The 13,185-nt window shown below is 67.9% G+C and carries 11 protein-coding genes; 6 read left to right on the top strand and 5 right to left on the bottom strand.

Features of this window, described 5'->3' with window-relative positions; translation table 11 throughout:
- Positions 1–16: 16 nt before the first annotated feature.
- From ACNKFW_RS16360 to proS, 4 genes are all read right to left on the bottom strand, one after another.
- Complete coding sequence (locus ACNKFW_RS16360; protein ID WP_147428892.1) at positions 17–1,186, bottom strand: DegT/DnrJ/EryC1/StrS family aminotransferase; 1,170 nt, start codon at positions 1,184–1,186, stop codon at positions 17–19.
- Positions 1,183–2,106 carry a GDP-L-fucose synthase family protein gene (locus ACNKFW_RS16355; protein WP_147428891.1) on the bottom strand — a complete coding sequence of 308 codons (924 nt, stop codon included), beginning with the start codon at positions 2,104–2,106 and terminating at the stop codon, positions 1,183–1,185. The genes ACNKFW_RS16360 and ACNKFW_RS16355 overlap by 4 nt, the downstream gene beginning before the upstream one ends.
- Positions 2,107–3,231: a GDP-mannose 4,6-dehydratase gene (gene gmd / locus ACNKFW_RS16350; protein WP_208852027.1), complete on the bottom strand. Its 1,125-nt coding sequence runs from the start codon at positions 3,229–3,231 to the stop codon at positions 2,107–2,109.
- A gap of 202 nt (positions 3,232–3,433) precedes the next feature.
- Entirely contained in the window at positions 3,434–4,786 is a 1,353-nt protein-coding gene (proS, locus tag ACNKFW_RS16345; protein ID WP_024844703.1) for a proline--tRNA ligase, read from the bottom strand.
- 140 nt (positions 4,787–4,926) lie between these two features.
- Here proS and ACNKFW_RS16340 point away from each other — a divergent pair, with 140 nt between their 5' ends.
- The 4 genes from ACNKFW_RS16340 to ppx all read left to right on the top strand — a co-directional run bounded on the left by ACNKFW_RS16340 (position 4,927) and on the right by ppx (position 10,717).
- Complete coding sequence (locus tag ACNKFW_RS16340) at positions 4,927–6,219, top strand: AI-2E family transporter (protein ID WP_244314453.1); 1,293 nt, start codon at positions 4,927–4,929, stop codon at positions 6,217–6,219.
- A gap of 3 nt (positions 6,220–6,222) precedes the next feature.
- The gene (locus tag ACNKFW_RS16335) at positions 6,223–6,912 is read left to right on the top strand and encodes a DnaA ATPase domain-containing protein (RefSeq protein ID WP_147428889.1); all 690 of its coding nucleotides are present in this window, start codon (positions 6,223–6,225) and stop codon (positions 6,910–6,912) included.
- A 30-nt stretch (positions 6,913–6,942) separates the two neighbouring features.
- Positions 6,943–9,108 (top strand): RNA degradosome polyphosphate kinase, encoded by a 2,166-nt coding sequence (locus ACNKFW_RS16330; RefSeq protein ID WP_147428888.1) that lies wholly within the window; start codon positions 6,943–6,945, stop codon positions 9,106–9,108.
- A gap of 67 nt (positions 9,109–9,175) precedes the next feature.
- A complete protein-coding gene (gene ppx, locus ACNKFW_RS16325; protein WP_024844699.1) occupies positions 9,176–10,717 on the top strand; it encodes an exopolyphosphatase in 1,542 nt (513 codons plus the stop codon).
- 179 nt (positions 10,718–10,896) lie between these two features.
- Here ppx and ACNKFW_RS16320 read toward each other — a convergent pair whose 3' ends face one another.
- Positions 10,897–11,946, bottom strand: coding sequence for a dipeptidase (locus ACNKFW_RS16320; protein ID WP_028709943.1), 1,050 nt, complete (start codon positions 11,944–11,946; stop codon positions 10,897–10,899).
- A 116-nt stretch (positions 11,947–12,062) separates the two neighbouring features.
- Between ACNKFW_RS16320 and ACNKFW_RS16315 the strand changes: the two genes are divergently transcribed.
- Together ACNKFW_RS16315 and parA are read left to right on the top strand one after the other, a co-directional pair.
- Entirely contained in the window at positions 12,063–12,386 is a 324-nt protein-coding gene (locus tag ACNKFW_RS16315; RefSeq protein ID WP_147428887.1) for an antibiotic biosynthesis monooxygenase family protein, read from the top strand.
- Between the two features lie 102 nt (positions 12,387–12,488).
- Positions 12,489–13,124, top strand: a complete 636-nt coding sequence (gene parA / locus ACNKFW_RS16310) for a ParA family partition ATPase (RefSeq protein WP_024844696.1) — start codon at positions 12,489–12,491, stop codon at positions 13,122–13,124.
- Positions 13,125–13,185 lie beyond the last annotated feature (61 nt).

Raw genomic sequence — 13,185 nt, 5'->3', positions numbered from 1 at the left:
TCCAGCACCCTGCCGGTCAGCCGCGAAATTCGGCAAGGATGCCGATCGCCTCGTGCATGTCATAAGGGTGATTGCCGATGAAGAAGCCGTTGCGGTCGATCTCCTCGGCATGGCTCATCGGCCCATGCAGGCTGTGATCCATCAGGCGCAGCACGGGATTTTGGGTGAAATTGCCGCTGACGATGGGCCGGGTCTCGAACCCGAGGGCGCCGAGCCGGGCCAGAATCCCGCGTCGCGTCAGGCCCGTTTCCGGCCGCAGCACCAGCGAAAATCCGAACCAGCTGCTTTTGCCGGTTTCGCGCTGGATGCGGAACAGCGGGTGGTCTGCCATCGCCTGCTGCCAGAGCGCGCCATTCGCGCGCCGCCCCTCGATCAGCCGCGGCAGCTTTTCCAGCTGCGCCCGGCCCAGGGCGCCCGACATCTCCAGCGGACGCAGGTTGTAGCCGGGCAGGACGAAGCGAAAGCTTTCCTCGAAGGGATCGTCGCTCTTCTCGCCGGTCACGCGGTTGAATTTCGGCAGGTCGCGCGTCCAGCCATGCGCCCGCAGCGCCAGCAGGATGTGGTAAAGTTCCTCGTCATCGGTGACGACCAGCCCCCCCTCCATGGTCGAGATGTGATGCGAGAAGAAGGTCGAAAACGTCCCCATCACCCCGAAGGTGCCGCATTGCCGGCCGCCGAAGGTGGCGCCCATCGATTCGCAATTATCCTCGATCAGCACGATATTGCGGGTGCCGATGAGGGCACGGATCGCGTCGAAATCATTGGGATTGCCCAGCAGGTTCACCGCCATGATCGCGCGGGTGCGGGGTCCAATCGCCCCGGCCAGCCCGGCAAGGTCGTAGTTCAGCGTCTCGCGGTCGATGTCGACGAATTTCAGGTGCAGCCCGTATTGGTGCAGCGGAAAGAAGGTGGTGGACCAGGAGACTGCCGGCACGATCACCTCGTCGCCCGGCATCAGCCGCAAGGCGGGGTTCTGCGTATGGCGCAGCGCCGCCGCCATGGCGAGATTGGCCGAGGAGCCCGAGTTCACCATCACCGCGTAACGGCTGCCGGTGAAACAGGCGAATTCTTCCTCGAAGGCCGCCACCTCGGGGCCCATGGAAAAGCGGTCCGAGTCGATCACCCGTTGCAAGGCGGCCCGTTCCGCCTCGTCCCAGCTGGAAGTGGCAAGGGGAAAGCCGCTCATGGCTGATGCTCCAGATACCAGGCATAGGTGGCGGCGATGCCCTCGCGCAGGCCGGTTTGCGGCGCCCAGCCCCATTCCGTCTGCCGCGCCACGGACAGGAGCTTGCGCCGCATGCCCACCGGCTTGCCCAGGTCGTGGACAAAACGGCCCTGCCAGCCGATCACCCCGGCCGCGATGCGGTAATAGTCGTCGATGGCATGATCCACGCCCGGCCCGATATTCATCACTGCCGGCACGGACGAGGGACCGGCCAGCGCCCGCAGGATCGCCTCGGCCAGGTCGCCCGCATGCATGAACTCGCGCCGGGCCGTGCCGTCGCCCCAGATCTCGACCGTCTCATGGCCCTCGACCCTGGCGCGGTGGATCTTGTGGATGATCGCCGGCAGGAGGTGCGACTGGCCTGGGTCGAACTTGTCGAAGGGGCCGTAGAGGTTGCAGGGTACCAGCGTGCGCCATTGCAGGCCGCGATCCTCGCGGCAGGCATGGTCCACCAGCCGCATCGCCATGATCTTGGCCAAGGCATAGCCCTCGTTGCTGGGCTCGAGCGGGCCGGTCAGGATCTGCTCCTCGGCCAGGCCGCAATGCAGGTCGCGCGGATAGACGCAGCTCGAACTCAGGTTGATCAGCACCGGGATACGCGCCTCGCGGCAGGCGGCGATCAGGTTCAGCCCGATGCGGGCGTTCTCGATCAGATACCGCATCGGCTCGGCCAGGTTGGCCTGGATGCCCCCGACCACGCCCGCGGCATGGACCACCGCATCGGGGCGATGCCGCGCCAGCCAGTCCCGCAGCGCGTCCGCGTCGCACAGGTCCAGCTCGGTGCGCGCGGGCGCCAGCACCTGCCAGGCGGCGATGCCGGGATGGGCGCGCAGGTTGCGCCCGACCATGCCATGCCCGCCGGTGATGAACAGCCGTGCCATCTATCGCGCCTCCTGCGCGACGGCCGGACCCAGCCCATGCCGCTTCAGCAACGCATTCTGCCGTGCCGCCCGCAGGTCGGCGGCGACCATCTCGGCGATCATCTCGCGCAAGCCGGTCCGGGGCCGCCAGCCCAGCCGCCGATGCGCCTTGGCGGCATCGCCCCGCAGGCTCGCCACCTCGGCCGGGCGGAAATACTTGGGATCGACCCGCATCACAACATCGCCCGGACGCAGGGCCGGCGCCCGGTCGCCCGCGACCGAGGCGACCAGGGCGACCTCATCCAAGCCCGTGCCGCGAAACTCCAGCGCGATGCCCAGCTCCTCGGCGGCCCAGGTCAGGAACTGGCGCACGGAATGCTGCTCGCCGGTGGCGATGACGTAATCGTCGGGCGCATCGCATTGCAGCATCAGCCATTGCATGCGCACATAGTCGCGGGCATGGCCCCAGTCGCGCAGCGCGTCCAGGTTGCCCAGGTACAGGCAACCCCCGACCCCCTGGGCAAGATTGGCCAGCCCGCGGGTGATCTTGCGGGTGACGAAGGTCTCGCCGCGGCGCGGGCTCTCGTGGTTGAACAGGATGCCGTTGCAGGCGAAAATCCCATAGGCCTCGCGATAGTTCACCGTGATCCAATAGGCATAGAGCTTGGCCACGGCATAGGGGCTGCGCGGGTGAAAGGGCGTGCGCTCGGTCTGCGGCACCTCGCGCACCAGCCCGTAAAGCTCGGAGCTCGACGCCTGGTAGAACCGCGTCACCCGCTCCAGCCCCAGGAAACGGATCGCCTCCAGCAGCCGCAGCGTCCCCAGCCCGTCAACGTCGGCCGTATATTCCGGCGCCTCGAAACTGACCGCGACATGGGATTGCGCACCCAGGTTATAGACCTCGTCCGGCCGCACCTCGGCCATGATCCGAGTCAGGTTCGAGGCATCGGACAGGTCGCCGTAATGCAGCAAGAAGCGCGGCGCGACCTCATGCGGATCCTGGAAGATTTGATCGACCCGCTGGGTGTTGAAGGAAGAGGACCGGCGCTTGATGCCATGCACCTCATAGCCCTTTTCCAGCAGGAACTCGGCCAGGTAGGAGCCATCCTGCCCCGTCACCCCGGTAATCAGCGCCTTCTTCACCATGAACCGCTCACTCTTGAACCACGAAACCGCGAAACCGTGAAACCATGCCGCCTGGCGCCGCGCGGAAGGGCAGGCGGCTTCTTCGTTCTCCAAATACCCACCCGGCCGCACCGCCCGAGCCGGGGGCGCCGCCTGCGCGCCGCCCCATGTTTCTGCATTGCCCAAATACCCGGGGCAACCGTACCGCCGGACGCGGCCGCGCCTATTTCGCGGCGTCGAAGACCGGCTGGTAGATTTCCTTCAGCCGCGCCACCGCCTCCTGCGGCGACAGCTCGACCGATTCGCCGCTGCGGCGCGAGGTCAGCTCGACCTTGTTCGCCGCCAGCCCGCGCGGGCCGACGGTGATGCGCCAGGGCAGGCCGATCAGGTCCATGGTGGCGAATTTCGCCCCCGCCCGCTCGTCGCGGTCGTCATAGAGCGGGTCCAGACCCTGCGCCTTGAGCTCGGCATAAAGCGCCTCGCAGGCACCGTCGGTCGAGGCGTCGCCCTGCTTGAGGTTGACGATCCCGGCATGGAAGGGCGTCACCCCCTCGGGCCAGATGATGCCCTTGTCGTCATGGCTGGCCTCGATGATGGCGCCCAGAAGGCGGCTGACGCCGATGCCGTGCGAGCCCATGTGCACCGGCACGCGCTGGCCGTCCGGGCCGACCACGGTGGCGCCCATCGGCTCGGAATACTTGGTGCCGAAATAGAATATCTGCCCGACCTCGATGCCGCGCGCCTGGCGGCGGCGCTCCTCGGGGATCTGCTCGAACAGCGTCGCGTCATGGGTCTCGTCGGTACGGGCATAGCGGCTGGTGAACTCCTCCAGCACGGCCTGGCATTGCGCGACATCGTCGTAATCGATCTGGCGGTCGCCGAATTTCAGGTCGGTGATCTGGCTGTCGTAGAACACTTCCGACTCGCCGGTCTCGGCCAGCACCAGGAATTCATGGGTATAGTCGCCGCCGATCGGGCCGCCGTCGGCGCGCATCGGGATCGCCTGCAGCCCCATGCGCTCATAGGTGCGCAGGTAGCTGACCAGGTGCCGGTTATAGGCATGCAGCGCGTCTTCCTTGGTCAGGTCGAAATTGTAGCCGTCCTTCATCAGGAACTCGCGCCCGCGCATGACGCCGAAGCGGGGGCGGATCTCGTCGCGGAACTTCCACTGGATGTGATACAGCGTCAGCGGCAGATCCTTGTAGCTGTTCACGTGGCCGCGGAAGATGTCGGTGATCATCTCCTCGTTGGTGGGCCCGTAAAGCAGGTCGCGCTTGTGGCGGTCGCGGATGCGCAGCATCTCCTCGCCGTAATCGTCGTAGCGGCCGCTCTCGCGCCACAGGTCGGCGGGTTGCAGCGTCGGCATCAGCATGGCGACATGGCCGGCGCGGGCCTGTTCCTCGTGCACGATCTGCTCGATGCGGCGCAGCACCTTGAAGCCCAGAGGCAGCCAGGAATAGATGCCGGCCGCCTGCTGCTTGATCATGCCGGCACGCAGCATCAGCCGGTGGCTGACGATCTGGGCCTCTTTGGGGTCTTCCTTCAGGACGGGCATGAAATAGCGCGACAGACGCATGGCGAAATCCTCATGATGGCCGGCACGGGTTAGCGGATCGCGGATAGCGGGGCAACGCCCTTCCTTGCAAGCCGGGCCGCGACCGTCCACATAGGAACGCAAACGCGGGGACGGGAGCGACAAGACCCATGCAATTGCCGGTGCAGAAACAGATCCTCTATTGGGGCGGCGCGCTGGTCGTTCTGCTGCTGGCGCTCTGGGGGGTGGGCAATGCCGTCATGCCTTTCATCATGGGCGCGGCCGTGGCCTATCTCTTCGACCCGCTGGCCGACCGGCTCGAGCGGCTGGGCCTGTCGCGCACCGCCGCGGTCGTCATCCTCACGCTTTGCGGCCTGCTGCTCGTGGTGGCGCTGTTTCTGCTGCTGGTGCCGGTGCTGGTGCGCCAGACCACGGCGCTGATCGAGACCGCGCCCGAGATGTTCCAGCGCCTCCAGCTGTTCCTGATGACCCGGTTCCCCGAGATCTTCACCGAGGGCAGCCCGGTCAACAGCGCATTGTCCAACATGGGCCAGCAGATCAGCGAGCGGGGCGGGCAGCTGGTCAGCACCGTGCTGGGCTCGGTCATGGGCGTGGTCAGCATGGTCATGCTGATCGTGATCGTGCCGGTCGTCGCCTTCTACCTGCTGCTCGACTGGGACAACATGGTGGACCGGCTGGACGAGCTTCTGCCGCGCCAGCATGCCGGCACCATCCGCCACCTGGGACACGAGATCGACGCGGCGCTGTCGGGCTTCGTGCGCGGGCAGGGCATGGTGATCCTGATCCTGGGCACCTTCTATTCGGTCTGCCTGGGCCTGATCGGCCTGCCCTTCGGCATCGCCATCGGGGTCATCGCCGCCTCGCTGTCCTTCATTCCCTATGTCGGCGTGCTGGTCGGCGGCGCCACCGCCATCGGCGTGGCGCTGTTTTCCTTCTGGGGCGAGCCGGTCTGGATCGGCGCGGTCATCGCGGTCTTCGTCCTGGGCCAGATCGTCGAGGGCAACTACCTGCAACCCAAGATCGTCGGCGGCCATGTCGGGCTGCACCCGGTCTGGTTGATGCTGGCCCTGACGGTCTTCGGCACGCTGTTCGGCTTCGTCGGCCTGCTCATCGCGGTGCCGGCGGCGGCGGCGCTGGCGGTGCTGGTCCGCTTCGGCGTCGCCCGCTACAAGGAAAGCGCGCTCTATACCGGGCGCGAAGTGCCCTCGCCGCCGGCGCCGCCGACCATGGTCGAGCTGGTGCCGCGCGGCACGACCGAGCGGGCGCGCCAACTGGCGCAGATGTCGCGCGACGTGGCGGTGGCGCAGATCCATCGCGAGGAGCACCTGGCGCATCTGCTGGAGAAACACCAGCACCGCCAGCAGGCCGGCGAGATCCCCGATGCCGAGGGCCCGCCTTCGCCCTCCGAGCTTTGGACCGAGGCGCGCGACAGCCTGCGCGGCAAGGACGACTGAGCGGTGGCCAGACAATTGACCCTGGACCTGACGATGCCGCCGGCCTCGTCTCGCGACGATTTCCTGATCACCGCGGCCAATCGCGACGCGCTGGCCATGCTGGACGTGCCGGGCCGCTGGCCGCAGAGGCGGCTGCTGCTGATCGGCGGGCCGGGATCGGGCAAGTCGCATCTGGTCGGCTTCTGGGCGGCCGAGCATGGCGCGCATGTCAGCCATGGCTGGACCCTGGCTCCCGACAGCGTGGACGAACTGGTCCGCCCCGGCGCCGCGCTGGTCGTCGAGGACGCGCATGAGATCGGCGGCAATGCCACGGCCGAGCAGGGCCTGTTCCACCTGTGGAACCTGGCCGGGGCACGGCAGGCGCTGCTGCTGATCACCGCGCAGGCACCGCCGCGCGACTGGGGCGTGGCGCTGCCCGACCTGCGCTCGCGGCTCGAGACGGCGGCGCAGGCGATCCTGGGCCCGCCCGACGACGCGCTGCTGCCGGCGGTGCTGGTCAAGCTGTTCGCCGACCGCCAGATCCAGGTCGCGCCCGAGGTGGTGGACTGGCTGGCGCTGCGCATGGAGCGCGACCTTGACCTGGCCCGCCGCCTGGTCGCGGCCATCGACCGCGAATCGCTGGCCGACCGCCGCGCCATCACCCGGCGGCTGGCGGCCGAGCTTCTGGACAAGCTCACCCCTGCCGACGCATGATCGCCCCGCGTTTTCCCCAAGTTCCGTGACATGACCCAGGCCGATTTCCTGAAATCTCCCTTTCCCGCCCCGCGCGACCTGCCCGACGGCCCGCCCGAAGGGCCCGCGCGCTTCTTCAACCGCGAGATCAGCTGGCTCGCCTTCAACTGGCGCGTGCTGGACGAGGCGCGCAATCCGCGCGTGCCGCTGCTCGAACGGCTGCGCTTCCTGTCGATCTCGGCCACCAATCTCGACGAGTTCTACACCGTGCGCGTGGCCGGGCTGCGCGAGTTGGTGCGCGAGGGCAACACCACCCTGTCCGACGACGGGCTGACCGCGGCCGAGCAGCTGGCCCTGGTCAATGCCGATGCGCGCCGGCTGATGGGCGCGCAGCAGGCGGTCTGGAACGGCCTGCGCCGCGAGATGGAACAGGCCGACATCGCCATCCTGTCGCGCGGCCGCGTGACCCGCGCCGAGGAGGAGTTCCTGCGCCGGCATTTCATGGACCAGGTCTTTCCGGTGGTCTCGCCCCTGGCCATCGACCCGGCGCATCCCTTTCCCTTCATCCCGAACACCGGCTTTTCGCTGGCGCTGGAACTGGCACGGGAAAGCGACGGGCGGCAGATGCAGGCGCTGGTGCCCATTCCCCAGCAGATCGCCCGCTTCATCCCGCTGCCGGGCGGCAAGCGCTTCCTGCGGCTGGAAGACCTGCTGCTGATGCATCTGCCCAGCCTGTTCCCCGGCTATCGCGACATCGGCCATTGCGCCTTCCGCGTGCTGCGCGACAGCGACCTGGAGGTCGAGGAGGAGGCCGAGGACCTGGTGCGCGAATTCGAGACGGCGCTGAAGCGCCGCCGCCGCGGCTCGGTCATCCGGCTGAAGATCACCGCGGGCGCGCCCGACCGGCTGCGCCGGGTCATCATGCAGGAACTGAACGTCGATCCCGAGGAGGTGGTTGAGGTCGAGGGCCTTCTGGGCATGGCCGACCTGCGCGAACTGGTTCTGGACAGCCGCCGCGACCTGCAATGGCCCAGCTTCACCCCGCGCGTGCCGGAACGGGTGCAGGACCACCATGGCGACATGTTCGCGGCGATCCGGCAAAAGGACATGCTGCTGCACCACCCCTACGAGACCTTCGACATGGTGGTGCGCTTCCTGGCGCAGGCGGCGCGCGACCCGAACGTGCTGGCGATCAAGCAGACGCTTTACCGCACCTCGCGCGACAGCCCCATCGTCGACGCGCTCTGCGAGGCGGCCGAATCGGGCAAGTCGGTGACGGCGCTGGTCGAGCTGAAGGCACGTTTCGACGAGGCCGCCAACATCCGCCAGTCGCGGCGGCTGGAACGCTCGGGCGCGCATGTGGTCTATGGCTTCATGCAATACAAGACCCATGCCAAGATCAGCGCCGTGGTGCGGCGCGAAGGCGACCAGCTGGTGACCTATACCCATTTCGGCACCGGAAACTATCACCCGATCACCGCGCGGATCTATACCGACCTGTCGCTGTTCACCTGCGACCCGGCGCTGGGGCGGGACGCCTCCAAGGTGTTCAATTTCCTGTCCGGCTATGTCCAGCCCGAGGGGCTGGAAAACATCGCCATCTCGCCCATCGACCTCAAGGAGCGGCTGCTGGAGCTGATCGCGCGCGAGGCCGATTTCGCCCGCCGCGGCCGCCCGGCCGAGATCTGGGCCAAGATGAACAGCCTGATCGACAAGGACGTGATCGAGGCGCTTTACGCCGCAAGCCAAGCCGGGGTTCGGATCAACCTGGTGATCCGCGGCATCTGCGGGCTGCGTCCCGGCATCGCGGGCCTTTCGGACAACATCCGGGTGAAATCCATCGTCGGCCGCTTCCTGGAACATTCCCGCATCGTCTGCTTCGGCAACGGCTTCGGCCTGCCGTCCAAGCGCGCGCGGGTCTTCATCAGCTCGGCCGACTGGATGGGGCGCAACCTCAACCGCCGGGTCGAGGCGCTGGTGGAATGCTTCAACGAGACGGTGAAGGCCCAGATCACCAGCCAGGTCATGGCCGCCAACATGGCCGACGAGGCGCAAAGCTGGCTTCTGCAGCCCGACGGGCGCTATCTGCGCTATCTGCCGGCGGGGCGCGACGACCTGTTTTCCTGTCACAAGTTCTTCATGGAAAACCCTTCATTGTCGGGACGCGGCAGTGCGGGTGCCCGTGACGTTCCGGCTTTGATGCACTCGACGGATTGACGCGAAGGGGCCAATTGCCCCATCCAAGGCGCGCGCCCGGCGTGGTAACGGAATCGAGAGGAACCCGATGAACGGCATCCTGACCGCAAGCGGAGAAACCATCGAACCCTTCGGACGCTCGCTGTTCGAACGCGCCTCGGAACGGGCGCTGAGCCGGGTGGGCGTGGTCGATGTCGGCTCGAACTCGATCCGCATGGTGGTCTTCGACGGGGCGGCGCGCTCGCCGGCCTATTTCTACAACGAAAAGGTCATGGCCGGGCTGGGCTCGGGCCTGGCCACCACCGGGCGGCTGAACCCCGAAGGCGTGCGGCGCGGCATGGCAGCCCTGCGCCGCTTTGCGGTCCTGGCCGACAGCATGGGGATCAAGCCGCTGACCTGCGTCGCCACCGCCGCCGTGCGCGAGGCCGAGGACGGCCCCGCCTTCCACAAGGCGGTCGAGAAGGAGACCGGGCTGAAGCTCTGGGTCATCGACGGCGAGGAAGAGGCGCGGCTTTCCGCCCAGGGCGTTCTGCTGGGCTGGCCGGATGCCAAGGGGCTGGTCTGCGACATCGGCGGCAACTCGATGGAACTGGCCGAGGTCGAGAACGGCAAGGTCGGCCGCCGCATCTCGACGCCCCTGGGTCCGTTCCGGCTGCAACAGGTCAAGGGCGGCGCCTCGGGGCTGCGCGACCATATCCGCGAGACCATCGAGACGGCGGCCGAGCGGCTGGGCCGCGGGCATGAGCAGATCTACCTGGTCGGCGGTTCCTGGCGGGCCATCGCGCGGCTGGACATGGAGCGGGCGAAATACCCGATGACCGTGCTGCACGAATATCGCATGTCGCCCCAGGCCGTCGCCGACACGGTGAAATGGATCGGCGACCGGAGCGTGGCGGACATGCGGGCGATGACCGGCATCTCGCAAAGCCGGATGGAGCTGGTGCCGCTGGCCAGCCAGGTGCTGCGCCAGCTGGTGCAGAGCTTCAAGCCGAAATCGCTGGCCGTGTCCTCATACGGCATCCGCGAAGGGCTGCTTTACGAACAGATGCCGGCCGGGTTGCGCTCGCGCGATCCGCTGATCGAGGCGGCGCGCTTTGCCGAGCGGCAGATGGCGCGGATGCCGGGCTTCGGCAAGAAGCTCTACCAGTTCCTCGAGCCGCTGTTCGGCAACCTGCCGGCCGAGCGCGACCGGCTGGTCCGGGCGGCCTGCCTTCTGCACGACACCACATGGCGCACCCATCCCGATTATCGCGCCGACGCCTGTTTCGACAATGTGACGCGGGCCAACATGGCGGCGCTGTCGCATCCCGAGCGGGTCTTCCTGGGCCTGTCGCTGCTGCATCGCTACAAGAACAGCCGCGCCAATTCGCCCATGGCGCCGCTATTCGCGCTGCTGTCGGACAAGGAGATCCGCGAGGCCGAGGTGCTGGGCAAGGCGATGCGCTTCGGCGCCATGTTCTCGGTCAAGGATCCGGCCGAGGCGGGGACGCTGAAATTGCAGCGCAAGAAGAAGCTCCTGGAGCTGAAGCTGACCCGGACCGGGCGCGCGCTGATGGGCGAGGTGGCCGAGGCGCGGTTCCGCGCGCTGGCCGAGGCGCTGGAGGTCACGCCGGCCGTTACCGGAGGCTGAGGGGCGGGGATTCTCCCATAGCGGGAATCTTCTCTGAATAGACAACTTTACCGTGCAAAGCGGCCGTGGCATTTCCCCGCGCATGGGGGCGGCGATCCTTGTGCGTCTTTGCCGAGTGGTCCGGTTGCGGATCGCCGCCCCCGCGCCCCGCCGGTGCCCCCCGGCAGTCGGGGGTGCATTCAGCCGCCCCAGCTCCGCTCCAGCAGGTCCAGCCAGTTCCGCCAGGCGATCTTCTCGACCAGGTCGCGGCCATAGCCATGCGCCAGCATCGCCTGCACCAGGTTCGGCAGGGCCGCGGCATCGGCCAGATCCTCGGGCATGTCGGCGCCGTCGAAATCGGAACCCAGCGCCACCCCGTCCTCGCCCAGGAACGCAAGCAGGTGATCCAGGTGGCGCAGCATGACCTCGAACCCGTGCATCGGGTCGCGCCGGCCTTCGGGATGCAGGAAGCCCACGGCGAAGTTCAGCCCGACGAGGCCCCGCGATTCGGCGATGACCCGCAATTGCCGGTCGGTCAGGTTGCGCGAACTGGGCGCGACGGCATGGGCGCAGCTGTGGCTGGCGACCAGCGGCGCATCCGAGAGCCGCGCCACGTCGTCGAAACCCTTTTCGTTCAGATGCGACAGGTCCAGCATGATGCGCAGCCGGTTGCATGCGCGCACCAGATCCTTGCCCGCATCCGTCAGCCCCGGCCCGGTATCGGGCGATGAGGGAAAGGCGAAGGGCACGCCATGGCCGTAGCGCGTCGGCCGCGACCAGACCGGCCCCAGCGAGCGCAGCCCCATCGCATGCCAGACATGCAGCGCATCCAGGTCCGGGATCGGCTCGGCACCCTCGATATGCAGGATGGCGGCGATGCGGCCCCGGGCCATGGCCGCGCGGATCTCGGCCGCGGTCCGGCAGATCGCCAGCGTGCCGGTGCGCTCCATCGCCATCAGCTGCCCGGCCTGGGCCAGCGCATGGGGCAGGGCCTGGGCAGGCAGGACTTCGGGCGGCAGGGGCAGGGCGAAGGGCGGGTTCTTCTTGAGCATCGCCGCCAGCGCATCGTCCGGGCCGGGCGGCGAGGGCGTCCAGATCGCGAAGAAACCGCCGGCAAACCCGCCCGCCTTCATCCGCGGCAGGTCCAGATGGCCGCTGCCGTCGCCCTCCAGCCAGAGCCGGTCGCGGCCCGGTCCCGCAGCCACCATGCGCTGCAAGAAATCGTTGTGACCGTCGAAGACCGGAATCATGCTCATGTCCTTTCGCATTGCGCGCCGCCACCATGGCGCGGACGGAAAACCGCTGCAACCTTGCCCGCTTCGCCGTAAGCTGGGCCCAGAGCCAGCCAAGCAGGGAGCCAAGCACCATGACCCGCATCGACAAGGAATTCTCCGGCCAGACCGTGATCTGCACCTTCGAGGTGACGCCCGGCACCGCGCATGACGTGCTGGACGCGCTGAACGACGCCTATGACCAGGTGATCCGGCACCAGCCCGGCTATGTCTCGGGCGCGATCCACCTGAACGATGCCCAGACCCGGATCTGCACCTATTCGCAATGGCGCGACCGGCGCGACTACCAGGCCATGCTGCGCCACCCCGAGATGCGCCAGCGCAACCGCGCCATCCATGGCATGTGCCGCCATTTCGAGCCGGTGATGTACGAGGTGGTCGATACCTGGAAGACCTGATGCGGAAAGCCGATGCTGCGGCTGCGAAAAGCCGTGCATTGCGCAAGCTTAGCCCCTAGTCTGGCAGGAAACAGGCGGGCGATTGCCGGAACGGAGGGGCTCATGGCGGGACGCATCATCACGATTGCCCAGCAGAAGGGCGGCTCGGGCAAAACCACCATCGCGGTCAACCTGGCGGTGGCCCTGCGCGGGCGCGGCCATTCGGTCGCGCTGCTGGACACCGATCCGCAGGGCAGCATGGGGCGCTGGTTCCTGGAACGGCTGGAGCGGCGGGGCGAGGACGAGGCGCTGGAATTCACCACCTCCTCGGCCTGGGGCGCCAGCTACGAATCCGACAAGCTGAAGAAACGCTTCGATTTCGTCATCATCGACACGCCGCCCAAGATCGACAGCGACCTGCGCCCGGCGTTGCGGGTGGCCGACCTGGTGCTGGTCCCAGTGGCGACCAGCCATGTCGACCTTTGGGCGACCGAGGGCGTGCTGGACCTGGCCCGGCGCGAGAAATGCGACACGCTGATCGTGCTGAACCGCACCCGCTCGCATGCGCGCCTGACCGGAGAGGTGGCCGAGGGCGCCGCCGCGCTGGGGGCCGAGGTGGCGGCGGCGCAGCTTGCCAACCGCGTCGCCTATGCCGAGGCGTTGGGGCAGGGGCTGGGCGCGGGCGAGACCGCGCGCCACGCCACCGCCCGCGCCGAGGTCGATGCCCTGGCCGAGGAGGTGCTGGCCACCCTGCGCTGAACCGCGATTCGCGGAAATCCGCCGATCCGCCGGGGTCGGGGAAACCAACCGCCATTCCAGG

Origin of the sequence: Paracoccus sp. TD-10, assembly GCF_048270675.1 — a bacterium.
Lineage (GTDB): Bacteria > Pseudomonadota > Alphaproteobacteria > Rhodobacterales > Rhodobacteraceae > Paracoccus > Paracoccus pantotrophus.
The sequence above is the reverse complement of the archived record's forward strand: the minus strand, read 5'-3'. Positions and strand labels throughout refer to the sequence as shown.

What these genes read in the sequence shown, in the direction of transcription:
- ACNKFW_RS16360 (WP_147428892.1), bottom strand. Translation starts at nt 1,186, where the DNA reads ATGAGCGGCTTTCCCCTTGCCACTTCCAGCTGGGACGAGGCGGAACGG.
- ACNKFW_RS16355 (WP_147428891.1), bottom strand. Translation starts at nt 2,106, where the DNA reads ATGGCACGGCTGTTCATCACCGGCGGGCATGGCATGGTCGGGCGCAAC.
- gmd (WP_208852027.1), bottom strand. Translation starts at nt 3,231, where the DNA reads ATGGTGAAGAAGGCGCTGATTACCGGGGTGACGGGGCAGGATGGCTCC.
- proS (WP_024844703.1), bottom strand. Translation starts at nt 4,786, where the DNA reads ATGCGTCTGTCGCGCTATTTCATGCCCGTCCTGAAGGAAGACCCCAAA.
- ACNKFW_RS16330 (WP_147428888.1), top strand. Translation starts at nt 6,943, where the DNA reads ATGACCCAGGCCGATTTCCTGAAATCTCCCTTTCCCGCCCCGCGCGAC.
- ppx (WP_024844699.1), top strand. Translation starts at nt 9,176, where the DNA reads ATGAACGGCATCCTGACCGCAAGCGGAGAAACCATCGAACCCTTCGGA.
- ACNKFW_RS16320 (WP_028709943.1), bottom strand. Translation starts at nt 11,946, where the DNA reads ATGATTCCGGTCTTCGACGGTCACAACGATTTCTTGCAGCGCATGGTG.
- ACNKFW_RS16315 (WP_147428887.1), top strand. Translation starts at nt 12,063, where the DNA reads ATGACCCGCATCGACAAGGAATTCTCCGGCCAGACCGTGATCTGCACC.
- parA (WP_024844696.1), top strand. Translation starts at nt 12,489, where the DNA reads ATGGCGGGACGCATCATCACGATTGCCCAGCAGAAGGGCGGCTCGGGC.